This window comes from Cellulomonas sp. EB106-03-03-XG116, assembly GCF_058792015.1.
Genome location: NZ_JBYTEP010000022.1, coordinates 27950 through 52482 on the forward strand (window position 1 = coordinate 27950; position 24533 = coordinate 52482).

The 24533-nt window shown below is 75.7% G+C and carries 21 protein-coding genes; 16 read left to right on the forward strand and 5 right to left on the reverse strand.

Annotated features, from left to right (window positions below; genetic code table 11):
* The first annotated feature begins 139 nt into the window (after positions 1–139).
* The 4 genes from AC3WUG_RS10260 to holA all read left to right on the forward strand — a co-directional run bounded on the left by AC3WUG_RS10260 (position 140) and on the right by holA (position 5034).
* Complete coding sequence (locus tag AC3WUG_RS10260; RefSeq protein ID WP_492327557.1) at positions 140–1165, forward strand: DegV family protein; 1026 nt, start codon at positions 140–142, stop codon at positions 1163–1165.
* Positions 1166–1320: 155 nt separating this feature from the next.
* Positions 1321–2223 carry a ComEA family DNA-binding protein gene (locus tag AC3WUG_RS10265; RefSeq protein ID WP_492327558.1) on the forward strand — a complete coding sequence of 301 codons (903 nt, stop codon included), beginning with the start codon at positions 1321–1323 and terminating at the stop codon, positions 2221–2223.
* The gene (locus tag AC3WUG_RS10270) at positions 2220–3992 is read left to right on the forward strand and encodes a ComEC/Rec2 family competence protein (protein WP_492327559.1); all 1773 of its coding nucleotides are present in this window, start codon (positions 2220–2222) and stop codon (positions 3990–3992) included. The genes AC3WUG_RS10265 and AC3WUG_RS10270 overlap by 4 nt, the downstream gene beginning before the upstream one ends.
* A gap of 4 nt (positions 3993–3996) precedes the next feature.
* Entirely contained in the window at positions 3997–5034 is a 1038-nt protein-coding gene (gene holA, locus AC3WUG_RS10275) for a DNA polymerase III subunit delta (protein WP_492327560.1), read from the forward strand.
* Positions 5035–5140: 106 nt separating this feature from the next.
* Here the strand turns inward: holA and AC3WUG_RS10280 are convergent, their stop codons facing one another.
* Positions 5141–5893, reverse strand: coding sequence for an EAL domain-containing protein (locus AC3WUG_RS10280; RefSeq protein ID WP_492327561.1), 753 nt, complete (start codon positions 5891–5893; stop codon positions 5141–5143).
* Between the two features lie 209 nt (positions 5894–6102).
* Between AC3WUG_RS10280 and AC3WUG_RS10285 the strand changes: the two genes are divergently transcribed.
* Entirely contained in the window at positions 6103–6240 is a 138-nt protein-coding gene (locus AC3WUG_RS10285; protein ID WP_168217006.1) for a hypothetical protein, read from the forward strand.
* A gap of 122 nt (positions 6241–6362) precedes the next feature.
* Entirely contained in the window at positions 6363–7694 is a 1332-nt protein-coding gene (locus AC3WUG_RS10290) for a helix-turn-helix domain-containing protein (protein ID WP_492327562.1), read from the forward strand.
* 251 nt (positions 7695–7945) lie between these two features.
* On the opposite strand, the gene rpsT is transcribed toward AC3WUG_RS10290, so the two are convergent.
* Positions 7946–8206 carry a 30S ribosomal protein S20 gene (rpsT, locus tag AC3WUG_RS10295; protein WP_492327563.1) on the reverse strand — a complete coding sequence of 87 codons (261 nt, stop codon included), beginning with the start codon at positions 8204–8206 and terminating at the stop codon, positions 7946–7948.
* 771 nt (positions 8207–8977) lie between these two features.
* On the opposite strand from rpsT, the gene AC3WUG_RS10300 reads away from it, so the two are divergent.
* Positions 8978–9319, forward strand: a complete 342-nt coding sequence (locus tag AC3WUG_RS10300; RefSeq protein WP_492327564.1) for a hypothetical protein — start codon at positions 8978–8980, stop codon at positions 9317–9319.
* Between the two features lie 125 nt (positions 9320–9444).
* Here AC3WUG_RS10300 and AC3WUG_RS10305 read toward each other — a convergent pair whose 3' ends face one another.
* Complete coding sequence (locus AC3WUG_RS10305) at positions 9445–10305, reverse strand: maleylpyruvate isomerase N-terminal domain-containing protein (protein ID WP_492327565.1); 861 nt, start codon at positions 10303–10305, stop codon at positions 9445–9447.
* A 43-nt stretch (positions 10306–10348) separates the two neighbouring features.
* On the opposite strand from AC3WUG_RS10305, the gene lepA reads away from it, so the two are divergent.
* Both lepA and hemW read left to right on the forward strand, forming a co-directional pair.
* Positions 10349–12229, forward strand: coding sequence for a translation elongation factor 4 (lepA, locus tag AC3WUG_RS10310; RefSeq protein WP_492327566.1), 1881 nt, complete (start codon positions 10349–10351; stop codon positions 12227–12229).
* The gene (hemW, locus tag AC3WUG_RS10315) at positions 12226–13470 is read left to right on the forward strand and encodes a radical SAM family heme chaperone HemW (protein WP_492327567.1); all 1245 of its coding nucleotides are present in this window, start codon (positions 12226–12228) and stop codon (positions 13468–13470) included. The genes lepA and hemW overlap by 4 nt, the downstream gene beginning before the upstream one ends.
* 90 nt (positions 13471–13560) lie before the next feature.
* On the opposite strand, the gene AC3WUG_RS10320 is transcribed toward hemW, so the two are convergent.
* Positions 13561–14010 (reverse strand): DUF4870 domain-containing protein, encoded by a 450-nt coding sequence (locus AC3WUG_RS10320; RefSeq protein ID WP_492327568.1) that lies wholly within the window; start codon positions 14008–14010, stop codon positions 13561–13563.
* A gap of 161 nt (positions 14011–14171) precedes the next feature.
* Between AC3WUG_RS10320 and AC3WUG_RS10325 the strand changes: the two genes are divergently transcribed.
* Positions 14172–15140, forward strand: a complete 969-nt coding sequence (locus tag AC3WUG_RS10325; RefSeq protein ID WP_492327569.1) for a hypothetical protein — start codon at positions 14172–14174, stop codon at positions 15138–15140.
* 19 nt (positions 15141–15159) lie between these two features.
* Here the strand turns inward: AC3WUG_RS10325 and AC3WUG_RS10330 are convergent, their stop codons facing one another.
* On the reverse strand, positions 15160–16011 hold the full coding sequence (locus tag AC3WUG_RS10330) for a DUF3097 domain-containing protein (protein WP_431837812.1): 852 nt from the start codon (positions 16009–16011) through the stop codon (positions 15160–15162).
* Between the two features lie 49 nt (positions 16012–16060).
* Between AC3WUG_RS10330 and AC3WUG_RS10335 the strand changes: the two genes are divergently transcribed.
* The 6 genes from AC3WUG_RS10335 to AC3WUG_RS10360 all read left to right on the forward strand — a co-directional run bounded on the left by AC3WUG_RS10335 (position 16061) and on the right by AC3WUG_RS10360 (position 24487).
* Positions 16061–17563: an MFS transporter gene (locus AC3WUG_RS10335; protein ID WP_492327570.1), complete on the forward strand. Its 1503-nt coding sequence runs from the start codon at positions 16061–16063 to the stop codon at positions 17561–17563.
* Between the two features lie 55 nt (positions 17564–17618).
* Positions 17619–18650, forward strand: a complete 1032-nt coding sequence (gene hrcA, locus AC3WUG_RS10340) for a heat-inducible transcriptional repressor HrcA (RefSeq protein ID WP_492327571.1) — start codon at positions 17619–17621, stop codon at positions 18648–18650.
* A gap of 94 nt (positions 18651–18744) precedes the next feature.
* Positions 18745–19878: a molecular chaperone DnaJ gene (gene dnaJ, locus AC3WUG_RS10345; protein ID WP_492327572.1), complete on the forward strand. Its 1134-nt coding sequence runs from the start codon at positions 18745–18747 to the stop codon at positions 19876–19878.
* A 2-nt stretch (positions 19879–19880) separates the two neighbouring features.
* Positions 19881–20648: a 16S rRNA (uracil(1498)-N(3))-methyltransferase gene (locus AC3WUG_RS10350; RefSeq protein ID WP_492327573.1), complete on the forward strand. Its 768-nt coding sequence runs from the start codon at positions 19881–19883 to the stop codon at positions 20646–20648.
* 105 nt (positions 20649–20753) lie between these two features.
* Positions 20754–23414 carry a sodium-translocating pyrophosphatase gene (locus tag AC3WUG_RS10355; protein ID WP_492327574.1) on the forward strand — a complete coding sequence of 887 codons (2661 nt, stop codon included), beginning with the start codon at positions 20754–20756 and terminating at the stop codon, positions 23412–23414.
* Positions 23411–24487, forward strand: a complete 1077-nt coding sequence (locus tag AC3WUG_RS10360) for a glycosyltransferase family 1 protein (RefSeq protein ID WP_492327575.1) — start codon at positions 23411–23413, stop codon at positions 24485–24487. Before AC3WUG_RS10355 ends, AC3WUG_RS10360 begins: the two co-directional genes overlap by 4 nt.
* Positions 24488–24533 lie beyond the last annotated feature (46 nt).

A 24533-nucleotide genomic window follows, 5' to 3' on the forward strand; every position in this document is an offset into this window, starting at 1 on the left:
GGCGGGCGAGCCTCGGTCGACCGGCCACGGGGCGGGCGGTGCTCCGTCGGCCGCGCGCGGCGCGGGCGAGCCCCCGTCGACCGCGCGCGGCGCGGGGGCGGGGGGCGGTGCCGCGTGCGACGGTCTGCGGATCGCGGTCGTGCCGCCCGCGTGGGCCGAGCGCGTCGCGCGCCGGCTGCGGCGGGGGTCGCGCGCGGCCGACCCCGCGCCGGCGACGCCCCCGCCGCCGCGCGTCGTCGTGGTGACCGACTCGACGTCCTGCCTCACCGCGGCCGACGCCGCGGCGTGGGGGATCGACGTCGTCCCGCTCGACGTCGCCGCCGACGGCGAGCGGTTCCGGGACGGCTTCGACCTCACCCCGGACGGCCTCGTCGCCGCGCTCGAGTCCGGCCGCCGGGTCACCACGTCGCAGCCGCCGCCCGCCGCGTTCGCCGCCGCCTACGAGGCCGCCGCCGCGCGCGGCGCTGCCGAGGTCGTCTCGGTGCACCTGTCCGGCGAGCTGTCCGGGACCGTGCGCGCCGCCGGGCTCGCCGCGCAGCTCGCCCCGCTGCCGGTGCACGTCGTCGACTCGCGGAGCGCGGGGCTCGGGCTCGGGTTCGCGGCGCTGGCCGCCGCGGAGGCCGCGCGCGGCACGGTCTGGGGACCGGCCGACGGCGCCTCCGTGGCCGGGACCGCCGAGCAGGTCGGGCGGTCGACCGCCGCGTGGTTCGTCGTGGACTCGCTCGACCACCTGCGGCGGGGCGGGCGGCTGTCCGCCGCGGCCGCCGCCTTCGGGACCGTGCTCGGGCTGCGCCCCGTGCTGACGCTGCGGGACGGGCGGATCGAGGTCGCCGAGCGCGTGCGGACCCGGCGCGCGGCGCGGGACCGGCTGCACGCGCTGGCCGTCGGGGAGGTGGCGCGGCGGGTGTCGGTAGGGACGGGCGGGGCGGGCGCCGCTGCTGCGGCGGGGGCCGCCGGGAGCGCGACCGGGGACCTCTCGGAAGCGACGGACCGCGCCGTGCGGGTCGGGGTGCAGCACCTCGGGCGGCCCGAGGCGGCCGAGGAGGTCGCCGCGCGGCTGCGCGCGGCCCTCGGGGTGGACGAGGTCCTGGTGCGCGAGGTGGGCGCCGTGCTGGGCGGCCACCTCGGCGTCGGGGCGCTGGCGGTGACCGTCACCGAGCGGTGAGCGGCGCCGGGAGCGACCCTGGGACGTCGCGGACGGGGACCGTGACCCGGCGCGAGGGGGCGTCGAGTCCTCCACAGGACCCGCGGTGGTGCGTCGTCCCCAGGTGGCGCCGGCTGTGCGCGCCCGCGGCAGGCGGACCGCCCTAGCGTCCCGGCATGACCTGGTACGACGGCGGTCCGGCGCCCGACCCGCGGCACGACGGCGCGCCCCGCGCTGCGCGGGACGCCGAGCCGGTGCGGGACGTGTCGCCCCGGGGGGTGCCGGAGGACCTCGCGACGGCGCACGGGCCGGCGGCCGTGGGGCGGGACCGGCTGCGTGCCGCGGCGCGCGCCGCCACGCCGGCCGTCCCGGTGGACGACATCGGGCTCGGGCCCACGGACGAGGAGGCCGAGCCCGGACCGGAGGAGAGGCTGGGGCTCGCGGGCCTCGTCCGGTGGCGGCTGGCGCCACGGACCGCCGCGATCGCGCTCGGTGCGCTGCTGCTGGTCGGCGGCGCCGTGGCGCTGCGGTCCTCGGCGCAGCCGTCCGCGGACCCGGTCGCAGTCGAGGAGCCCGCGGTCACGGCCACGGCGGCGGCGGTCGAGACCGCATCCGCACCCGGCGAGGAGGCGACGGTCTGGCTGCACGTCGTCGGGCAGGTGGTCTCCCCGGGAGTCGTGGCGCTGCCGGCGGGATCCCGCGTGGCGGACGCGGTCGCCGCGGCGGGGGGCGCGCTGCCCGACGCCGACCTCGCCGGGCTCAACCTGGCGGCCGTCGTCCAGGACGGCGCGCAGATCCGGGTGCCGGCGCCGGGGGAGGAGCCGGCCGTCGACGCCACCGGCACGGGCGACGACGCTGCGGCCGCGGGCGGTGCCGGAGGCGCGGGCGGCACCGTCGACGTCAACACCGCCGGGAGCGCCGAGCTCCAGGGGCTGCCCGGGATCGGACCGGTGCTCGCCGACCGCATCGTCGCGTGGCGCGAGGCCAACGGCCCGTTCGCGAGCGTGGACGCCCTGCTCGACGTGTCCGGGATCGGGCCCGCGGTGCTCGGCCAGATCCGGGAGCTGGTGCGGGTGTGAGCGCGGACGAGGCGGTCGACGTGCGGCTCGTCCCCGCGGCGCTGGCGGTGTGGGCCACGGCGGCGGTGGTCGTCACCGGGTCGCCCGGGGCGCTCGCGGCAGGCGCGGCGGTGGCCGGGATCGCGGCCGTGGTCGTGCTCGCCCGGGCGGCGCGGCGTGCGCCGGTCGCGCCCCCGCGGCGGATCCCGGTGCGGCTCGCCGGCCGGGCGCAGGCGGGGCTGGCGCTCGGGGCGGTCTCGGTCCTGCTGCTGACGACCGCGCTGCAGGTGCGGTCGCGGGAGGCCGGCGACGTGCGCGGGCTCGCGGAGGAGCGGGTGCGGGTGCGGGTCGTGGGGACCGTCCGCACGACGCCCCAGGCGCCCGGCGGCGCGAGCGGCACGCGGGTCGTGCGGTTCCTGCTGGCCGCGACGTCGGTGGAGGTCCTCGGCCCGGGCGGCGGTGTCCAGGGCGCGGCGGGAGGCGCGGGGCAGGGGCCGGTGGGTGCGGCGCACGGGGCGGGAGCCGCCCGGGCGACCGGTGCCGCGGTGGAGGTGTACGCGCCGGCCGCGGCCGCAGACCTCGCCTACGGCACGGAGGTGGCTGTCGAGGGGCGGCTGTCCCCGGTCCCGGACCCTGCGCGGCGTGCGGTCGCCCGTGTCGGCGCGGACGACGATCCGACGGTGCGCGCGCCCCCGCCGGCCCTGCTCCGGGCCGCCGACCGGCTGCGGACGGGCCTCGTGTCCACGGCGGCCGGGGTCCCGGGCGACGCCGGTCGGCTGCTGCCCGCCGTCGCGGTCGGCGACACCCGCGGCGTGGGCGACCTCGACGAGGCGATGCGGGTGTCCGGGCTCGCGCACATCACCGCGGTGTCCGGGGCTCACTTCTCGATCCTCGGGGCGGTGGTGCTGGCCGTGCTCACGCGCTGCGGGGTCCCGCGGCGGTGGCGCGGGCTGCCGCTCGTGGTGGTGCTCGGCGGGTTCGTCGCGGTGGTGCAGCCGGGGGCGAGCGTCGTGCGCGCGGCGGTGATGGGCGCCGTCGGGGTCCTCGGCCTCGTGGCGGGGCGGCCGTCGCGGTCGGTGCCCGCGCTGGCGGCCGCGGTGCTCGTGCTGCTCGTCGCCGACCCCTGGCTGGCCCGGGACGTCGGGTTCGTGCTGTCCGTGGTCGCGACCGCGGGCATCGCGTTGCTCGCCGGCCCGCTGGCGCGCCGCTGGTCGGCCCCGCGCGACGGGGCCGGCGGGGCGTCCGCGTCCGGCCGCGGCTCGCGCGTGCGGGACGGCCGCCGTCGGCGCACGCGAGACGCCCGCCGCCCGCGCACACGAGAGGCACGCCGCCCTCGCACGCGAGAGGCTCGCCGACGGCGCACGCGGGACGCCCGCCGCCCGCGCACCCGCGACGACCCCCGCCCCGCGGCGGGCCCGGTGGCCACCGCGCTCGCGGTGCCCGTCGCCGCCCAGGCCGCGTGCGCGCCCGTGCTGCTCGTGCTCACCCCGGCGGTGCCGGTCTACAGCGTGCTCGCCAACGTCGCCGCGGCCCCCGCCGTCGCCCCGGCCACCGTCGGCGGGCTGGTCGCGGCGGTCCTCGGTCCCTGGTGGCCCGCGGCTGCCGCGGGCTGCGTGCAGGTGGCCGGCGCGGCGTGCTGGTGGATCGCGGCGGTCGCCCGCACGACGGCGGGGCTGCCCGGCGCCCAGGTCGCCTGGGCCGCCGGCCCGCTCGGCCAGGTCCTCCTCGCCTGCGCGTGCGGGGCCGCGGTCGTCCTGGTGCTCCGGTGTCGGCGCGTCGTGGGACCCTAGGCGGGTGCCTGCCTCCACCTCCGCCGCGCGCCGACCCGCACGGGGCGGCGGCCGCGGGTCGTCCGCCCCCGCCGGCCTCGCCTGGGACGAGGTGGGGCTCGCCCCGGTCGTCCTGGTGACCGGGCCGGAGGAGCTGCTGGCGGAGCGGGCCGTGGACCGGCTGATCGGCCTCGCCCGGGAGCGGGACGCGCAGATCGAGGTCACGCGGGTCGACGGCGTCGCGTACGGGACGGGTGAGCTCATGCTCGCCACCAGCCCGTCGCTGTTCGCCGAGGACCGCGTCGTGGTGGTCGAGAACGTCGAGAAGGCGACCGACGACCTGATCCTCGAGGCGACCGCCTACGTCTCCGCGCCGCAGGAGGACGTGGTGCTCGTGCTCCGGCACGGCGGCGGCCAGCGCGGCAAGCGGCTGCTCGACGCCGTCCGGGCGGCGGGCCACCCCGTCGCCGTGTGCGAGACGATCAAGCGCGACGCGGACAAGGCCTCGTTCGTCACGCAGGAGCTGCGCCGCGCCGGCCGCCGGATGGAGGCCCGCGCGGTCCGCTCGCTCGTCGACGCGGTGGGCAGCGACCTGCGTGAGCTCGCCGCCGCGTGCTCCCAGCTCGTGGCGGACACCACGGGCGTGATCAGCGTCGAGGTGGTCGAGCGGTACTACGGCGGCCGGATCGAGGCGACCGGGTTCCGGGTGGCCGACGCCGCGGTGGACGGGAACGCGGGGGAGGCGGTCGCGCTGCTGCGGCACGCGTTCGCCACGGGCGTCGACCCGGTCCCGCTGGTCGCCGCGCTCGCGGCCCGGCTGCGGGTGCTCGCCAAGGTGTCGGCCGTGCGCGGCCGCGGGCCGGGCGCCGAGCGCGACCTCGGTCTGGCGCCCTGGCAGGTCGACCGGTCCCGCAAGGAGCTGTCCCGGTGGACCCCCGAGGCGCTGGCGGCGGCGATCACCGCCGTGGCGCAGGCGGACGCCGAGGTCAAGGGTGCGAGCCGCGACCCGCGGTTCGCCGTGGAGCGCGCGGTGCTGCGGATCGCAGCGGTCGTCCGCCGCTGACCGGCCCGCGGACCGACGCAGGCACCCGCCCGTGTGAGGCGCCGCCCGCGCCGAGGCGCGCGCGTCACCGCTCACGGCACCGTCGCCGCCGCGGGGTCGGCGCGGGTCAGATGTAGTGCTGCCCCAGCGTGTTCCCGGGCCGCAGCAGCGGCGCCGAGGACCGGTCGACCAGCAGGCTGCGCTCCAGCAGGTTGCCCTGGTAGAGGTCGAAGCCGAGCCGCCGGCCGGCCTTGAGCTCGGCGCTGGTCTCGACGAACTCGGCGACGAGCAGGGCGCCGTGCGACCGCGCCAGGTCGACGACCGGCTCGCCCTCGAGGTCGAGGTCCCGGGCGTCGATCTTGACGAAGTCGGCCTGGGGGAGGAGCGCGCGCTGGTCCTGCCGGGACACGAACCCGGCCATCGCGATCCGGAAGCCCTGCTCCCGGAGCCGGCGGACGCCCCGCAGGACGTCGCCGTCGATGCGGGTGGTGCCGGTGATCTCGACGACGAGGCGGTCCGGGCGGTTCGGCAGGTGCAGCTCACCGGTGAGGAACGCCCGCGGGCAGCGCGCGAACAGCCAGCGCCCGTGGCCGACCTCGTCGACGTCCGCACGCCCGAACGTGGCGCGGAGCACGGCGCTGGTGGCACGCTCGTGCTGCAGCTCGCTCCACGCGCCCGCGTCCGCCGAGGTGGCGCCGGGTGCCCGGAAGCCGAGCTCGTACCCGAAGGGGTGCAGGCGAGGAGAGAAGATCCCCTGCCGACCCACGACCACGCGCTCCGTCGCGACGTGCCGGTCCCACTCCCGGCGCAGCACGTCCGGGATCGCGGCGTCGATCTCGTCCGCGAGCCGCCGCTCCACGTCGCCCTGTCCCCTGGTCATGCCATCCATGACACCACAGTCAGCGCGATATGACACGGGTCCGGGCCCCCGACAGGGGGTGATATCGCGCGAACACGCGCCAAAGTGACGTCGGATTCACCCGATTGGGCGGAAGTACGGCAGAACCCCTCAGGAGGTGGTGCGAAGCGCCTCGCATCAGTCATGCTCGTCGTGACAGAGAGTCAACGTTCTGTGACAGGAGACCCCCCATGCGCACCTCGCTGAAGGCCATCGCCACCGCCGCTCTCGCCCTCACCCTCACGCTCGGCGCCTCGGGCGCTGCCAACGCCGCCGGCGGCTTCACCATCCAGAGCGGCGCGACGGGCTGCTGCCGGATCGTGGTCTGAGCCCGTTCGGCGCCTCGCGGCTGATGCAGCCGGCCACCGGGGCGCGGTGCGTGCCGTGCGCGGGGCGTGGCGGATGGGTGACAGGCTCGCCGTCACGAGGCGTCATAGGTACAGTGACACCCATGACGACCATTGCTGACCGCGTCCGCCAGGCGCGGTTGGCCGCTGGGCTCTCCCAGACGGCCCTCGCAGGAGACGCGCTCTCACCGAGCTACATCTCCCTGATCGAGTCCGGTCGGCGCGAGCCGACCGACGCGGCGCTCGGCGTCATCGCCGAGCGGCTCGGGTCCACGGTCGAGTATCTCAAGCACGGCGACGAGGGACCGGCCGAGGCGCGCGCCAAGCTCGCGCTCGACTACGCCCGCCTCGACCTGGTGTCGGGGGAGGCCTCGTCGGCCCGCGACCGGATCCTCGCCCTCGACCTCGAGCCGGTGACCCGGCAGGTCCGGGTCGACGCGCTGCTCGCGCTCGCGCAGGCGCACGAGATGCTCGGCGACCTCGAGTCCGCCGTCGGCGTCCTCGAGCCGCTGCTCACGCAGGCGCGCGCCGAGCAGCACCACCTCGACGCCGCGGCGGCGGCGACGGCCCTCGTCGCCTCCTACGTGGAGTCCGGCGACCTCGGCCGCTCGATCGAGGTCGGCGACCGCCAGTTGGTCGAGCTCGAGGAGGCCGGCCTCACCGGCACCGACGAGCACCTGCGGCTCGGCTCGACGACCCTCTGGGCCTACGTCGAGCGCGGCGACCTGCTGTACGCGACGCACCGGGCGTCCGAGCTGATCCGCCAGGCGGAGTCGCTCGGCACACCGCGCGGGCGCGGGTCGGTGTACTGGAACGCGGCGCTCGTCGCGGAGCAGCGGCACGACTACGCCCTGGCGAAGCGCTACACCGAGCGCGCGCTCGCCCTGCTGGGCGAGGGCGAGGTCAGCCGCGACATCCCGCGTCTGCGGCTCAACTACGCGTGGCTCCTGCTCCGCGGCGACCCCGCCGAGCCGGCGACGGCCCTCGAGCAGCTCGACCGCGCCGCTCCGGAGCTCCAGGTCTCCGGCTCCGAGGTGGAGATGGCGCGCCTCGACGTCGAGCGGTCCCGCGCGCACCTCATGCAGGGCGACCCGGTCGCGGCCGAGATGTACGGCCGCGCGGCGCTCGACCGGCTCGGCGACCAGCCCCGGCTCGACGGCGCCGCCGCGCAGCTCGCGATCGGCGACGCGCTGCACGCTCGCGGCGAGGTCGAGGCGGCGTCCCGGGCGTACCGCTGGGCGGCCGACATGCTCGGCATGATGTCCGCGTCGCGGCAGTCCGCCGCGGTGTGGCGCGAGCTCGGCGACCGGTTCCTGGGCCACGGCGACGTGACCGGCGCTGCCCAGGCGTTCGACCGCGCGCTGCGGGAGGCGGGCTTCCGGCCCGCCGTGCCCGCGGTGCTGTGGGAGGCGTGGAGCGCGGTGGCTCAGGACTGAGCGACCGCGTTCCCCACGGTCGGGCCTCGGCCCGACCGCACAGAGGGCGTCACCCCGCAGGGGGGGTGACGCCCTCGGCGCATCCCGGGCCACGGCCCGCCGCGCCGAGCGGGCAGTAGATGTCCCCTCGTCGGCCGATGTGGGGACATGTACTGCCCGCTCGGCGACAGCGGCACGGGCGTGCAGCAGAGGACGACGAAGGGCGCCACCCCGTGGAGAGGGTGGCGCCCTTCGTGAAGGCTACGGTCGCGTCAGAGCGCGTTGACCGACTTCGCCAGCGCCGACTTCTTGTTGGCGGCCTGGTTGGCGTGGATGACGCCCTTCGAGACGGCCTTGTCGAGCTTCTTCGACGCGGCGACCAGAGCGGTGCTCGCGGCGTCCTTGTCGCCACCGGCGACGGCCTCGCGCACGCGGCGCACGAACGTCTTGAGCTCGGACTTGACAGCCTTGTTGCGCAGGCGCGCCTTCTCGTTGGTGCGGATGCGCTTGATCTGGGACTTGATGTTGGCCACGGTGTGGACTCTCTTCGTGTGTTCGCCGGAGCGAGAGGAACAAGGTCGTAGAGGGCGCGTCCGGCGCCGGGACTGGGGCGTGGGGACACCCGCGGAGAGGAACCGGACTTGTGCCCGCCGACCCGGGCGGACACGCGACTGACAAGCCTACCAGGCGAGCGGCCGCCGGACGAAGCCCGGGCGCGTGATCCGCGCCTCCGAGGTCGGCGGCTCCCGCGCCTGGGGCGCGCGGGCCGAAAGCCCTCCTCGTCACCGCTCGTCCCACCCTAGGGTGCCGACCATGAGCAGCGACGCCGTGGCCGTGAACCGGCGCAGCTGGGACGCCGTGGTCCCCGCCCACCTCGCCGCCTACGGTGCCGACGCCTTCGTGGCCGAGGACGGCCGGATCACCTCGGTCGTCCGCGACGACCTCGCCGCGCTCGCGCCGCACCTGCCGGGCGGGTCGCCGGCCGGGCTCGACCTGGTGCACCTCCAGTGCCACATCGGGCTCGACACGCTGTCCTGGGCGCGGCTCGGGGCACGGGTGACGGGGATCGACCTGTCGGGCGCCTCGACGGCCGCGGCGCGGGAGCTCGCGGGGCAGGCCGGACTGACGGCGACCTCCTGGAGAGCGACGTCGCGCACGCCCTCGACGCCTGCACCGACCGGTTCGACGTCGTCTACACCGGGATCGGCGCGCTCTGCTGGCTGCCCGACCTCGACGCCTGGGCACGGACCGTCGCGGGGCTGCTCCGACCGGGTGGGACGTTGTACGTCCGCGAGGCGCACCCGGTGCTCTACGCCCTCGACACAGGGCGGACGGACGGCGCCCTCGTGCTGACGCAGCCGTACTTCGGCGGCGCGCCGCGGCACCACCGGCACGCGTCGACGTACGCCGGCGGAGCCGTGCCGGAGGACGCGCGGGACACCTACGAGTGGCAGCACGGGCTGGCCGAGGTCGTGCGGGCGCTGCTCGGTGCCGGGCTGCGGCTCGTCGAGATCGCGGAGCACCGGACGATCCCGTGGCGCGCGCTGCCGGGGATGGTGCCGACCGGCGACGGCAGCTGGGCGCTCCCGGAGGGCGGCGACCGCCTCCCGCTGACGTTCGCCCTGACGGCCACGAAGCCGGCCTGACGCCCGCGGCCGGCGGGCGAGGCGCGTGAGGTCGTCACTCGTCGGTGAGGTCGTCACTCGTTTCCGCCGACCTCACCGACGAGTGACGACCTCACCGGGTCGCGCCGGGCGCGCAAGCGGTGGCGTCAGGGGGTGAGCGGGGCCGCCAGGGCCGCGTCCAGGGCGGCGCGGTCGCCCCTGACCGTCAGCGCGGGGTCGTCCGCACGGGTGCGGCCCCAGAGGAGCAGGGCCAGCGTGCGGGCCGGGCCCGCGACGGTCACCGGCGCGCCGTCGGGCGCCGACGAGGCGGTCGCCTCGCCCGCCGCCTCGCCCGCCGCCCCGCCTGCCCTCCCTGGCCTCGCACCCGCCGGGCCCGGCTGCCCGTCCGCCGGCGCGCCCAGCAGCCACGACCGCCCCGCGTCCTCGGCGACCAGCCCCACGGGCCGGTCGAGCGCCGCCATCCGCCCCAGCCGCACCTGCCGCGGCGTCATCACCGTCACCACCTCGTCGACCGCGTCGGCCCACAGCACCGGGTCGGCCACGGGGTGCGGGGCGCCGGCGGCCGCGGCGAGGTCGTGCAGGTGCACCAGCGTCTCGTGCAGCTGCCGGCGGTGCCAGAACGCGGCCGGCCCGGGCCCGACGAGGGTGAACGCGGGCGCGTCCGGGCCGAGCGACCGGAGGGTGTCCTGCAGCACGTCGGCCTGCTCCCGGTAGAACGCCCGGAGCGCGTCGGGCTCGCGGGGCTCGACCGGGTCGGCGCCGTCGTCGTCCTCGCGCCGCGCCATCGCCGCGGCCCACCGGTGGACGCCGCCGAGGTGCAGGGAGAGGTCGGTCACGGTCCAGGGGGCGCACCCCGGCACCGGCGCGGCCGGGTCGGCCTCGGCGAGCAGGGCGGCGAAGGCGTCCTGCGCCGCGGCGAGGGCGTCGAGCAGGGTGGTCCCGGCGGCGAGGTCGGCGCCCGCGGCGGGGCGCGCACCGGCCGCGGCTCGGGTCTCGGGCGCGGGCATGGGACCATGGTGGCAGTCCGACCCTGCGAAACCGAGGGAGCACGTGTCCCCGATCCCGAGCGCCGAGCAGTCCCGGCGCATCACCCCCGCGGCGACCCCGCCCGAGCTGCTGCGCAACTTCTGCATCATCGCGCACATCGACCACGGCAAGTCGACGCTCGCCGACCGCATGCTGCAGCTCACCGGCGTGGTCGACTCGCGCGCCATGCGCGCGCAGTACCTCGACCGCATGGACATCGAGCGCGAGCGCGGGATCACGATCAAGTCCCAGGCCGTGCGCATGCCGTGGGCGATGGGGGACACCCCCTACGCGCTCAACATGATCGACACCCCGGGGCACGTCGACTTCACCTACGAGGTGTCCCGGTCGCTCGCCGCCTGCGAGGGCGCCGTGCTGCTGGTCGACGCCGCGCAGGGCATCGAGGCGCAGACGCTGGCCAACCTGTACCTGGCGATGGAGAACGACCTCCAGATCATCCCGGTGCTGAACAAGATCGACCTGCCGGCGGCGCAGCCCGAGAAGTACGCGGAGGAGCTCGCCAGCCTCATCGGCGGCGACCCGGCCGACTGCCTCAAGGTGTCCGGCAAGACGGGCGAGGGCGTCGAGGCGCTGCTCGACCGGATCGTCGAGCTGGTCCCGGCCCCGACCGGCGACCCCGACGCCCCGGCGCGCGCGATGATCTTCGACTCGGTCTACGACACCTACCGCGGCGTCGTGACCTACGTGCGGGTCAAGGACGGCAACCTCAACCCGCGCGAGCGGATCGCGATGATGTCGACGAAGGCCACGCACGAGCTGCTGGAGATCGGCGTGATCTCGCCCGAGCCCGTCCCGACCAAGGGCCTGGGCGTCGGCGAGGTCGGCTACCTCATCACCGGCGTGAAGGACGTCCGCCAGTCGAAGGTCGGCGACACCGTCACGAACGCGAGCAAGCCGGCCACCGAGGCGATCGGCGGCTACTCCGACCCGAAGCCGATGGTGTTCTCGGGCCTGTACCCGATCGACGGCTCGGACTACCCGGTGCTGCGCGACGCGCTCGACAAGCTCAAGCTCAACGACGCCGCGCTGAACTACGAGCCCGAGACCTCGGTCGCCCTGGGCTTCGGGTTCCGCGTCGGGTTCCTCGGCCTGCTGCACCTCGAGATCATCCGGGAGCGGCTGGAGCGCGAGTTCAACCTCGACCTCATCTCGACCGCGCCGAACGTGGTCTACGAGGTGACGATGGAGGACCGCACGGTCGTCACCGTCACCAACCCGAGCGAGTTCCCCGGCGGCAAGATCCGCGAGGTGCGCGAGCCGATCGTGAAGTCGACGATCCTCGCCCCGAGCGAGTTCATCGGCGCGATCATGGAGCTCTGCCAGGGCAAGCGCGGCGACCTGCTGGGCATGGACTACCTGTCCGAGGACCGCGTCGAGATGCGCTACACGCTGCCGCTCGCGGAGATCGTCTTCGACTTCTTCGACCAGCTGAAGTCCCGGACCCGCGGCTACGCGAGCCTGGACTACGAGCCCGTCGGCGAGCAGGTCGCGGACCTGGTGAAGGTCGACATCCTGCTGCAGGGCGAGCAGGTCGACGCGTTCAGCTCGATCGTGCACAAGGACAAGGCGTACTCGTACGGCGTGATGATGGCGTCCAAGCTCAAGGACCTGATCCCGCGCCAGCAGTTCGAGGTGCCGATCCAGGCGGCCGTCGGCTCCCGGGTCATCGCCCGCGAGACCATCCGCGCGATCCGCAAGGACGTCCTCGCCAAGTGCTACGGCGGCGACATCACCCGCAAGCGCAAGCTGCTGGAGAAGCAGAAGGAGGGCAAGAAGCGCATGAAGACCATCGGGCGGGTCGACGTGCCGCAGGAGGCCTTCATCGCCGCGCTGTCGTCCGACGCGGGCGGCGCCAAGGACGCCAAGGACGCGAAGAAGAAGTGAGCCCGGCGCTCCCGGAGGGTGACGCCGCTCCCGCGGACGGCGCCCTCCCGCCGGGCGTGCGGGACGGCGCGGGCGACCGCGGGTTCGGCGTGTACCTGCACGTGCCGTTCTGCACGGTGCGCTGCGGGTACTGCGACTTCAACACGTACACGGCGACCGAGCTCGGCGGCGGCGCCTCCCAGGTGGCCTACGCGGACACGGCGCTGGCCGAGATCGCGCTGGGCGCCCGGGTCACGGCCGCGGCCGGGTTGCCACCCAGGCCCGCGTCGACCGTGTTCGTCGGCGGCGGCACCCCCACGGTGCTGCCGGCGTCCGACCTGGTCCGGATGCTCGACGGCGTCCGCGGCGCCTGGGGGCTCGCGGACGACGCCGAGGTCACGACCGAGGCCAACCCCGACTCGGTGACCCCGGAGTCGCTGGCCGAGCTGGCGCGCGGCGGGTTCACGCGCGTGTCGTTCGGCATGCAGTCGGCGGTGCCGCACGTGCTCGCGACGCTGGAGCGCACGCACGACCCGCGCCGGATCCCCGACGTGGTGCGCTGGGCGCGGGGCGCCGGCCTGGCCGTGTCGCTCGACCTCATCTACGGCACGCCGGGGGAGTCGCTCGCCGACTGGCGGACCTCCCTGGAGACGGCGCTGGCCACCGGCGTCGACCACGTGTCGGCGTACGCGCTCGTCGTCGAGCAGGGCACGAAGATGGCGGTGCAGGTGCGCCGCGGCGAGCTCGCACTGCCCGACGAGGACGACCAGGCGGCGAAGTACGAGCTCGCCGACGACCTGCTCACCGAGGCCGGCCTGCACTGGTACGAGGTCAGCAACTGGGCGCGCACCCCCGCGGACGCGTGCCGGCACAACCTCGCGTACTGGCGCAACGACGACTGGTGGGGCGTCGGCCCCGGCGCGCACAGCCACGTCGGCGGCGTGCGGTGGTGGAACGTCAAGCACCCGCGGGCGTACGCGGCGCGGCTCGCCGCGGGGGAGAGCCCGGCTGCGGGGCGGGAGACCGTCGAGGACGCGTCGGCGCGGCTCGAGCGGGTGATGCTCGGGGTGCGGCTCGACGAGGGGCTGCCCGTCGAGGTGCTGAGCCCCGCCGGACGCGCCCGGGTCGCCGGGCTGGTGGCCGACGGGCTGGTCGACGCGCGCGCCGCGCTGGGCGCCGGGGGCCGGCCGGGCCGCCGGGTGCGGCTGACGCGCCGGGGCCGGCTGCTGGCCGACTCGGTCGTCCGCACCCTCGCGGACTGACCCCGCACAGACGAGTGGAGCGTCCTGCCGGGCACGCCGAGGCGTGTCGGGCAGGACGCTCCACTCGCGGGTGCGGCTAGCGCTCGGGCGTCACTTCACCAGGCGCAGGGTGACCGGGTAGCGGTACCACTGGCCCTTGTTGACGGCCACGGCGGCGAGGATCGCGAACACGAGGCTGGCGACCCACACCACGAGCGGCAGGAACGACAGGACGCCGAACGTGACCGCCGTCAGGATCCAGGACGCCACGTACGCGATCGTGACGGCGATCTGGAAGTTCAGCGCCTCCTTGGCCTGGTCGTCCAGGAACGGGCCGCGGCCCTTGAAGACGAGCCAGATCACGAGCGGCGCGAGGAACGAGAAGATGATCCCGCCCAGGTGCGCGAGCAGCGACCAGGTCTTCTCCTCGTCCGGGCGCAGCGGCTGCTGCGGCTGGGCCCCGTACGGCTGCTGCGGCTGGCCGCCGTACGGCTGCTGGGGCTGACCGCCGAACGGCGGCTGCTGCTGGCCGCCCGCGGGCGGCTGCTGGTCGTACGACATGAGTCTCCTCGTGGGTGGTGCGGGGCTACGGCGGTCGAAGCGTAGCGGTGTGACCGGGTCTTTCGTCCGCTTCGCCCCTGCGGTGGACTCCTTGACACCCGCGGGTCGCCTTCGGTTCGCTGGCCGGACGGGCGACGTACGGCCGACCAGGAGGGCACGCGATGACCGAGAACCCGGGCACCACCCCGCCGCGCGACGACGAGCCGCGCCCGCCGCAGGGGCCGCCGCCCGCCCCGCAGCAGCCGTACGGCGAGCAGCCGCCCGCCGGGCAGCCGCCGTACCCGCCCCAGCAGCCGTACGGCCAGCAGCCGCCCCCCGGCCAGCCGTACCCGCCCCAGCAGCCGTACGGCCAGCAGCCGCCCCCCGGCCAGCCGTACCCGCCGCAGCAGCCGTACCCGCAGCCCGGCTACGCCCAGCAGCCCTCCGGCGCCCCCGCGTACGGCGCCCCGACCGCCGGGACGAGCGTCGGCGACGCGTTCAGCTGGGGCTGGACCAAGTTCACCCAGCAGGTCGGCCCGTTCCTGCTGGGCGTCCTCGCCTACCTGGCGGTCATCGTGGTGGTCTCCGCGGTGCTGTTCGCGGTGGTCCTCGGCGGCACCGTCGCGAGCGTCGACCCGGACACCCAGGAGCTGCGCAACGGCGCGGGCGTCGGCCTCGTGCTCAGCTACCTCCTGGTGGCCGCGGTCGCGGTCCTGCTGTCCGCGTTCATGCAGGCCGGCGTGACCCGGGCGACGCTCGAGGTCGCCGACGGGCGCCGGATCGAGGTGGGCACGTTCTTCCGGTTCGACGACTTCGGCAAGGTCGTCGTGGCGGCGCTGCTCGTCGGGCTGAGCACGGCGGTCGGCACGCTGCTGTTCGTGATCCCGGGCCTGGTGTTCGCGTTCCTCGCGCAGTTCACGCTGTTCTTCGTGATCGACAAGCGCCTGGCGCCGGTGGACGCGATCCGGGCGAGCTTCACGCTGGTGAGCCGGAACCTCGGCACCGTCCTGCTGCTGTTCCTCGCGGTCTACGCGGCGAACCTGGTCGGGTCGGCGCTGTGCGGCATCGGCCAGCTGGTGTCGTTCCCGGTCGGCCTGCTGGCGACTACCTGGATGTACCGCCGGCTGCAGGACGAGCCCGTCGCCCCCTGAGCCCGAAGCCGGGGGCGCCTCAGGGCGCCGTCACGAAGTCGATCAGCTCCTCGACCCGCCCGAGCAGCGACGGCTCCAGGTCGGCGTAGGACCGCACGGAGCGCAGGATCCGCTGCCAGGCGCGGGCGACGTCGGCCTGCTCGTCGGCGGGCCAGCCGAGCTCGCGCAGGATGCCGCGCTTCCACTCGGTGCCGCGCTCGATCGTCGGCCAGGCGGTCAGCCCGACGCGCGCGGGCTTCACGGCCTGCCACACGTCGACGTAGGGGTGGCCGAGCACGAGCAGCGTCCCGGCGGGCACCGTGCGCGCGGCCTCGTCGGCGATCCGCTGCTCCTTCGACCCGGGCACCAGGTGGTCGACGAGCACGCCCACCTTCTTGCCCGGCCCGGGGCGGAAGTCGCGCAGCGCGTCGACGAGGTTGTCGACGCCGTCGAGCAGCTCGACGACCACGCCCTCGGCGCGCAGGTCGTCGCCCCAGACCTTCTCGACGAGCTCGGCGTCGTGCTTGCCCTCGACCCAGATCCGGCTGCCGATCGCGACGCGCGCGCGCTGGTCGGCCGCTGCGAGGGACCCGGACGCGGTGCGCTTCGGGCCGGTCGGCGCGGTCGGCCGCGGCGGCACCAGCTCGACCGGCTTGCCGTCGACCCAGAACCCCGGCCCGAGCCGGAACGTCCGCGTGCGCCCGCGGCGGTCCTCCAGGACGACCACGTGCTCGCCGCCCGACTTCTCGACCCGGACGACCGCGCCGACCCAGCCGGTCGTGACCTCCTCGACGACCAGGCCGCGCTCGGCGGGGGTGGGGGTCGAGGTGGGCCGGCGGTGCGCGCTCGGGGAGCCCGCGGACAGGACGTCGGTTCCGTAGCGGTCGGTCACCCGCGGCAGCCTAGGTGCCGACCGCTCGCCCGCGTGGTACGACACGACGGTGACGTCGAGCCCCGCGCAGCACCCCGACCGCCCCGGCACCGCGACCCGGTCGGAGCCGGACCCGCACCGGTGGCGCGCGCTGGGCGTGTGCCTGGCGATCGGGTTCATCACGATGCTCGACGTCTCCATCGTCAACGTCGCGCTGCCGTCGATCGAGCGCAGCCTGGACGCCGGCGCCAGCCAGCTCCAGCTCATCGTCGCGGGGTACACGCTCGCGTTCGGCCTGGTCCTGGTGCCCGCGGGCCGGCTGGGCGACGCGCGCGGCCGCCGCGGGCTGTTCCTGCTCGGCCTGACCGGGTTCGCCCTCACCAGCCTGGGCGCAGGGCTGGCCCCGTCCGACGAGCTGCTGGCCGTCGCCCGGCTGCTCCAGGGGATGAGCGCGGGCCTGCTGAACCCGCAGGTGGTCGGGACGATCCAGCAGCTGTTCACCGGGTACGAGCGCGGGAAGGCGTTCGGCTACTTCGGCGCGACCATCGGGGTGTCGACGGCGCTGGGCCCGCTGCTCGGCGGCCTGATCATCCAGGCGTTCGGCGCCGAGGAGGGCTGGCGCTGGGTGTTCTTCGTGAACGTCCCGGTGATCGCGGTGGTGCTGCCGCTCGCGGTGCGGTTCCTGCCCCGCGGCGTGGCCGGCCGGCCGTCCGGCACCCTCGGCCCGCGCGGCCGGCCCCGGCTGGACGGCGTCGGCCTCACCGGCGTCGCGCTCACCGCCGCGACGGTCATGGTGCCGTTCGTCACGACGACGGGGGAGGGCGGCGACGACCCGGCCCGCTGGTGGTGGCTCGCCGTCGCGGCCGTGCTCGGGGTGGCGACCGTGCTGTGGGAGCGCCGGTACCAGCGGCGCACGGGCGCCGCCGTGCTGGACCCGCGGGTGCTCGGCGAGCCGTCGTTCCGGAACGGGGCGCTGCTCGGGATCGCGTACTTCGGCGGGTTCACCTCGGTGTTCCTGGTGGCGACGCTGTACCTGCAGCAGGTGGCCGGGTTCACGCCGCTGCAGGCCGGGCTGGTCAACATGCCGTTCGCGATCGCCTCCGCCGTGTCCGCCCAGCGCTCGGGCCGGCTGGTGGCGAGCCGCGGGCGCGCGCTCGTGGTGATCGGCCTGGTGCTCGTGGTCGCCGGCCTCGTGGGCACCGACCTGGCGATCCGGCTCGTCGAGCCGCCGGCCGTCGGCTTCGTCATGGCGGCGACCCAGATGGTCGCGGGCGCCGGCAGCGGCCTGGTGATCGCCCCGAACCAGACGCTCACGCTCGCGCGGGTGCCGGTCGAGCGGGCCGGGGTCGCGGGCAGCATGCTCCAGGTCGGCCAGCGGGTCGGGTCGGCGCTCGGCGTCGCGGTCGCCCTGTCCACCTACTACTCCGCCCTGGCCTCGGGCGTCGACGGCAGCGTGGCGGCCGGGCGGGCGCTGCTGCTCACCGTGTCGCTCGTCGCCGTCGCGCTCGTCGTCGGGGTGCTGGACCTCCGGGCGCGGCGCCGGGACGCGGCGACCGCGCCGGCGGACGCGTAGAATTGGCACTCGGTCAGAACGAGTGCCAGGACGAGCGCCGGCCGGGGAGGTGGCGATGAGCGAGGACCGCAGGCTGGACGTGCTGCGGGCGATCGTGGAGGACTACGTCGCCACCCGCGAGCCCGTCGGCTCCCGCGCCCTGGTCGAGCGGCACTCCCTGGGGGTGTCGCCCGCGACGATCCGCAACGACATGGCGGCCCTCGAGGACGCCGGTCTCATCGTGCAGCCGCACACCTCGGCCGGCCGGGTGCCGACCGACAAGGGCTACCGGCTGTTCGTCGACCGCCTGGCGACGATCAAGCCGCTGTCCGCGCCGGAGCGCCGCGCGATCGAGACGTTCCTCGAGGACGCGGCCGACCTGGACGACGTCGTCGACCGCTCGGTGCGGCTGCTCGCGCAGCTGACGCACCAGGTCGCCGTCGTGCAGTACCCGTCGCTGCGCCGGACCGCGCTGCGGCACGTCGAGCTGGTCCCGGTCGGCGACCGGCACCTGCTGGTGGTCATCATCACCGACCACGGCCGCGTCGAGCAGCGCACCATCGAGGTGCCGGACCCGCTCGACGCCGGGACCGTGGCGCGGCTGCGGATCCGGCTCAACACGGCGGCCGCGGGCCGGCGGCTGGCCGAGCTCGGCACGGCGCTGTCCGACCTGGCCGACGACTTCGCCGCCGCGGACGGCCCGCTCGTGCGCGGCGTCGTCGCGGTGGTCGAGGACACGCTGGCGCAGGAGAGCGAGGAGCGCGTCGTCCTGGCGGGCACCGCGAACCTGGTGCGCGGCGGTGGCGCGGACTTCGCGCACACCATCAGCCCCGTCCTGGAGGCGCTGGAGGAGCAGGTCGTCCTGCTGCGCCTGCTGGGCGAGATGGCCGAGGACGAGGCCGCGGTCTCCGTCCGCATCGGCCGCGAGACCCAGCACGAGGGTCTGCTGGAGACGAGCTTCGTGACCACCGGCTACGGCGGCCCGGACGGCGGCGGGACCGCGGTCGCGCGGATCGGCTCCGTCGGGCCGCTCCGCATGGACTACCCCGGGACCATCGCGTCGGTGCGCGCCGTCGCCCGGTACCTGTCCCGGATCCTCGCCGGATGACCGGCCGCCGGGCACCGACGCGGTCCCGCGCACGTTCGACATGAGCAACCGACCCGCGCCCGCGCGCGGCCCCCACACGCACAGGAAGTGACGAGTGAGCGACTACTACGAGGTGCTGGGCGTCGAGCGTGACGCCACGCCCGAGCAGATCAAGAAGGCCTACCGGCGCCTCGCGCGCGAGCTGCACCCCGACGTGGCGGGGGCGGACGCGGGCTCCGAGGACCGGTTCAAGGACGTGTCGCGGGCGTACGAGGTGCTGTCGAACCCCGAGAAGCGGCGCATGTACGACCTGGGCGCCGACCCGTCGGCCCCCGGCGGCGGCATGGGCGGCCAGGGCGGCTTCGGCTTCCAGGACATCTTCGAGACGTTCTTCGGCGCCGCCGCCGGCGCGGGCGCGCAGCGCGGCCCCATCCCGCGCGCCCGCCGCGGCCAGGACGCGCTGCTGCGCCTCGACATCGACCTCGCCGAGGCGACGTTCGGCACGCACCGCGAGGTCCCGGTCGAGACGGCCGTGGTCTGCCCGACCTGCGACGGCACCTGCTGCCGCCCGGGCACCTCGCCGCGCACCTGCGACGTCTGCGGCGGCCGCGGGTCGGTGCAGCGGGTCGCGCGGTCGTTCCTCGGCCAGGTGATGACCTCGCAGCCGTGCGCCGCGTGCCACGGCTTCGGCACCGTCATCCCCGAGCCCTGCACCGAGTGCGCCGGCGAGGGCCGGGTCCGCTCGCGCCGCACGCTCGAGGTCGACGTCCCGGCGGGCGTCGACACCGGCACCCGGATCAAGCTCACCGCGCAGGGCGAGGTCGGCCCCGCCGGCGGCCCCGCGGGTGACATCTACCTCGAGGTGCGCGAGCGCAAGCACGACACGTTCGTCCGCGAGGGCGACGACCTGCACTGCACGCTCGAGGTCCCGATGACCGCGGCCGCGCTCGGCACCGTGCTCACGCTCGACACCCTCGACGGCCCGCAGGAGGTCGACCTGCGCCCGGGCACCCAGCCCGCGCAGATCGTCACGCTGCGCGGCCTCGGCGTCGGCCACCTGCACGCGGGCGGCCGCGGCGACCTGCACGTGCACGTCGACGTCCACGTCCCGACGTCGCTCGACGACGAGCAGGCCGAGCTGCTGCGCAAGCTCGCCGGCCTGCGCGGCGAGGAGCGCCCCGAGGCGCGGCTGTCGGCCTCCGGCGGCGGCGTGTTCGCGAAGCTCCGCGACAAGCTCGCCGGGCGCTGAGTGTGACCGCACCCGTCTTCCTGGCCGAGCCGGGCGACCTCGACGCGCTCGCGGCCGGGAGCACCTACCTGCTCGCGGGCGCCGAGGGGCGGCACGCGGGCGTCGTGCAGCGCAAGACCGCGGGGGAGCGGGTCGACGTCGTCGACGGCGCCGGCACCCGGCTGGTCGGCGAGGTCGAGGCGGCCGGGCCCGAGGGCGTGCACCTGCGCGTCCGCGAGGTCGTCGTCGAGCCGGTGCCGGCGCCGCGGCTGGTGCTGGTCCAGGCGCTCGCGAAGGGCGACCGGGACGAGATGGCGATCGAGGCGGCCACCGAGGTCGGCGCCGACGGCGTCGTGCCCTGGCAGGCCGAGCGGTCGATCGTGGTGTGGCGCGGCGACCGGGCGGCCAAGAGCCGGGCCCGGTGGCTCGGCACGGTCCGCACCGCCGCCAAGCAGGCCCGCCGGGCGCACGTGCCCGCGGTCGACCTGGCGTTGGCGACCGCGGCGCTCGTCCGCCGGGCGCGCGAGGTGGTCGCGGCGGGCGGCGCGGTGCTCGTGCTGCACGAGGAGGCGACGACCCCGCTCGCCGCGGCGGCGCTGCCCGGGCCGGGGGCGGAGGCCGACGTGCTCGTCGTCGTCGGGCCCGAGGGCGGCATCGCGGAGCGGGAGCTCGCGGAGCTGGTCGACGCCGGGGCGCAGCCGGTGCTGCTGGGGCCGCACGTGCTGCGGACGTCCACGGCCGGGCCGGTGGCGCTCGCGCTGCTCGCGCAGCGGCTGGGGCGCTGGGGCTGACGCCGGTGGGTAGCGCCCGCCTGGGCCGTACGTCTCATCCGGGCGGGTCGCGCCGGTCCTAGCGTCGAGGGTGACAGCGAAGGCGCTCTCACCAGGGACCCGACCGTGAACACTGACGTCCGGACCGGCACCACCTCCTCGCGCGCACCGGCGGCTCCCGCCGACCGGCCCCCGGCCGGCCGACGGCGACGGTGGCCCGTGCCCGCCGCAGCGGCCGCCGTCCTCGGGACCGCGCTCGCCGGGTGCGCGCCCGGCTCCGCCTCCGCCGAGGGCGGCGTGCACGGCGGCGAGGCGAGCCTCGTGCTGCCGGACCTCGGCGCCGTGACGGTCCTCGGGTCCGTGTCGGGGCGGCTCCTGCTCGGCCTCGGGCTCGTCGTGTGCGTGCTCGGCCTCGCGTTCGGCGTCGCCACCTACGTGCAGCTGCGCCGGCTCCCCGTGCACGCGGCGATGCGGGAGATCTCCGAGCTCATCTACTCGACCTGCCGGACGTACCTGACCCGCCAGGGCCGGTTCCTGCTCCTGCTGTGGGTGTTCATCGCCGCGGTGATCGTCCTGTACTACCGGGCGCTCGTCGGCTTCGGGTGGGGCCGGGTCGCGACGATCATCGCGTTCAGCCTGCTCGGCATGGCCGGGTCGTACGCCGTCGCCTGGTTCGGCATCCGGGTCAACACGCTCGCGAACTCCCGGACCGCGTTCGCGTCGCTGGCGGGCAGGCCGCTGCCGGTGCACCGGATCCCGATGCAGTCCGGCATGTCGATCGGCATGGTGCTGATCAGCCTCGAGCTGCTGATGATGCTGGTCATCCTGCTGTTCCTCCCGGCCGACGTGGCGGGCGCGTGCTTCATCGGGTTCGCGGTCGGCGAGTCGCTGGGCGCGTCGGCGCTGCGGATCGCGGGCGGCATCTTCACGAAGATCGCCGACATCGGCTCGGACCTCATGAAGATCGTGTTCAAGATCAAGGAGGACGACGCCCGGAACCCCGGCGTGATCGCCGACTGCACCGGCGACAACGCGGGCGACTCGGTGGGCCCGAGCGCCGACGGCTTCGAGACCTACGGCGTCACCGGCGTCGCGCTCGTGACGTTCGTGCTGCTCGCCGTCGACGACCCGCTCATGCAGGCGACGCTGCTGGTCTGGCTGTTCGTGGTCCGGGCGGTCATGGTCATCGCCTCGGCGGTGTCGTACCTCGCGAACGACGCGTGGACCCGCCGCCGGTACGCCGCCGCCGAGCGGATGGACTTCGAGAAGCCCCTGACGTCCCTGGTCTGGCTCACCTCGGTCGTGAGCATCGCGCTGACCTACCTGACCACCTGGGCGGTCCTCGGGCACCTGGACGGCGTCGGCGGGCTGTGGTGGAAGGTCGCGGCGATCATCTCCTGCGGCACGCTCGCCGGGGCGCTCATCCCCGAGCTGGTCAAGGTGTTCACCTCCACCAACAGCCGGCACGTGCGCGAAGTCGTCACGTCCTCGCGCGAGGGCGGGCCGTCGCTCAACATCCTGTCCGGGCTGGTGGCCGGCAACATCTCGGCCTACTGGCTCGGCATGACGGTCGTCGCCCTGATGGGCGGCGCGTTCCTCATCAGCGAGCAGGGGCTCGACCAGGTCATGCTCGCCCCCGCGGTGTTCGCGTTCGGGCTCGTGGCGTTCGGGTTCCTCGGCATGGGTCCCGTGACGATCGCGGTCGACTCGTACGGCCCGGTCACCGACAACGCGCAGAGCGTCTACGAGCTGTCCCTCGTCGAGGAGCTGCCCGGCGCGGCCGAGCAGATCGAGGCCGAGCACGGGTTCGCCCCGCGGTGGGAGCCGGCCAAGCGGATGCTCGAGGAGAACGACGGCGCGGGCAACACCTTCAAGGCCACCGCGAAGCCGGTGCTCATCGGCACCGCGGTCGTCGGGGCCACCACGATGATCTTCTCCATCATCATGGCCCTCACCGAGGGCCTCACCACGGGCCTGGACAACCTGTCGCTGCTGCACCCGCCGTTCCTGCTCGGCCTGGTCACCGGCGGCGCGATGATCTTCTGGTTCACCGGCGCGTCCATCCAGGCCGTGACCACCGGCGCGTACCGCGCGGTCGAGTTCATCAAGGCGAACATCCACCTCGACGGCAGCGAGCGGGCGAGCGAGGCGGACTCCCGCCGGGTCGTGGAGATCTGCACCCAGTACGCCCAGAAGGGCATGCTGACGATGTTCCTCGCGATCTTCTTCGCCACCCTCGCGTTCGCGTTCGTCGAGCCGTTCTTCTTCATCGGCTACCTGGTGTCGATCGCGGTGTTCGGGCTGTACCAGGCGATCTTCATGGCCAACGCCGGCGGCGCCTGGGACAACGCGAAGAAGATCGTCGAGGTCGACCTGCACGCCAAGGGGACCGCGCTGCACGACGCGACGATCGTCGGCGACACCGTGGGCGACCCGTACAAGGACACCTCGTCCGTGGCGCTGAACCCCGTCATCAAGTTCACGACGCTGTTCGGGCTGCTGGCCGTCGAGCTCGCGGTGAGCCTGACCGGCGACGGGCGCGGGACGCTCGTGCACGTCCTGGCCGGCGTGTTCTTCGTGACGTCCGCCGTGTTCGTCTACCGGTCGTTCTACGGGATGCGGATCGGCGGGTCGCCCGCGGGGGAGGAGCAGCCCGCCGGGCCCGAGCCCGAGGAGCCGGCCGAGCCCGGGGTGCCGGCGGGCGGCGTGCTGCCGCGCCAGGGCGGCGCGGGCGCCGGCGAGGGTTCCGACGGCGCCGGCGCGCTCGTCGACGCCGAGGGGCGGTGAGCGGCGTGCGCGTCGCGATCAAGCACGACGACGTCCTGGTCGACGCCGACGGCCGGGTCGCCGGCCACGACGCGGCCGCCACCCTCGTCCGCCGGCTGCTGCGGGTGTTCCCCGGCTCCGTCCTGATCGGGCCGGGACCGCGGCGGTGCGACGGGTTCGACCTGCTCCCGCTGGAGTTCGTCGACGGCGACGGGACCGTCGTCCTCACCATGGACGTGCTCGACTCGGTGCAGGTGTGGCAGACCCTGCGCGCGGGCGGGTGCGCGGACCCGCGGGTGATGAACTTCGTCTGGTGGGACGCCACCCGGTACCCGCACCCCGTCGAGCAGGCCGCGCTCGCGCTGTCCTGCGCGCTGTTCCCGACGTTCGCCAACTCCGCGCGCACCGCCTCCGAGATCCGGGAGCTCGTCGCCCGGCTCACGGTCCCCGCGCTGGGGGAGCGCGCCCGCACCGGGTGGGTCAACCTCGGGTTCCGGGTCGACCACGTCCGGCCGCGGCACGAGCCGGACGTCCCGGTGGTGCTGTACCCGGCGATCTACGTCTCCGAGCGCAAGCAGCCGCGGCTGTTCCTCGAGGTCGTCGACCGCGTGCAGCGCCGCACCCCGATCCGCGTCGAGGCCCGGCTGCACGAGTCGCACCTGGTCTCCGAGACCGCCATGCGGATGTCCGAGCGGCCGTGGTGCTGGGTCGGCCCGCTCACCGCGACCCGCGACTCCTACTGGGAGGCGCTCGGCCGCACCACGGCGTTCCTCGCGACCGCCACCGAGGAGTCGTACGGGCTGGAGTACGTCGAGGCGCTCGCGGCCGGCGCCGTCGGGGTGTTCCCGGACCTGCCGTGGGCGCGGGCGCTGCTGCCCGCCGGCTACCCGTACCTGTACCGCACGCCGGACGAGGCCGCCGACCAGCTCGAGGTCGCGGTGACCCGGACCGCCGCCTGCCGGCGCGAGCTCGACGCGGTCGCCGGCGGCTCGTTCGTCCGGTGGCTGTCCGCCCACCACGACGACGACACCTTCGACCGCACCGTCGTCGCCCGGGTCCGGGACTGGTTCGGCGACGTGCCGGCGACCGGGTGAGCGGCGCCCGCGGCCGCTGACCAGGCCTCACCCGGAGGGTCTTGAC

What these genes read in the sequence shown, in the direction of transcription:
- AC3WUG_RS10265 (WP_492327558.1), top strand. Translation starts at nt 1,321, where the DNA reads ATGACCTGGTACGACGGCGGTCCGGCGCCCGACCCGCGGCACGACGGC.
- AC3WUG_RS10280 (WP_492327561.1), bottom strand. Translation starts at nt 5,893, where the DNA reads ATGACCAGGGGACAGGGCGACGTGGAGCGGCGGCTCGCGGACGAGATC.
- AC3WUG_RS10285 (WP_168217006.1), top strand. Translation starts at nt 6,103, where the DNA reads ATGCGCACCTCGCTGAAGGCCATCGCCACCGCCGCTCTCGCCCTCACC.
- AC3WUG_RS10290 (WP_492327562.1), top strand. Translation starts at nt 6,363, where the DNA reads ATGACGACCATTGCTGACCGCGTCCGCCAGGCGCGGTTGGCCGCTGGG.
- AC3WUG_RS10305 (WP_492327565.1), bottom strand. Translation starts at nt 10,305, where the DNA reads ATGCCCGCGCCCGAGACCCGAGCCGCGGCCGGTGCGCGCCCCGCCGCG.
- AC3WUG_RS10320 (WP_492327568.1), bottom strand. Translation starts at nt 14,010, where the DNA reads ATGTCGTACGACCAGCAGCCGCCCGCGGGCGGCCAGCAGCAGCCGCCG.
- AC3WUG_RS10325 (WP_492327569.1), top strand. Translation starts at nt 14,172, where the DNA reads ATGACCGAGAACCCGGGCACCACCCCGCCGCGCGACGACGAGCCGCGC.
- hrcA (WP_492327571.1), top strand. Translation starts at nt 17,619, where the DNA reads ATGAGCGAGGACCGCAGGCTGGACGTGCTGCGGGCGATCGTGGAGGAC.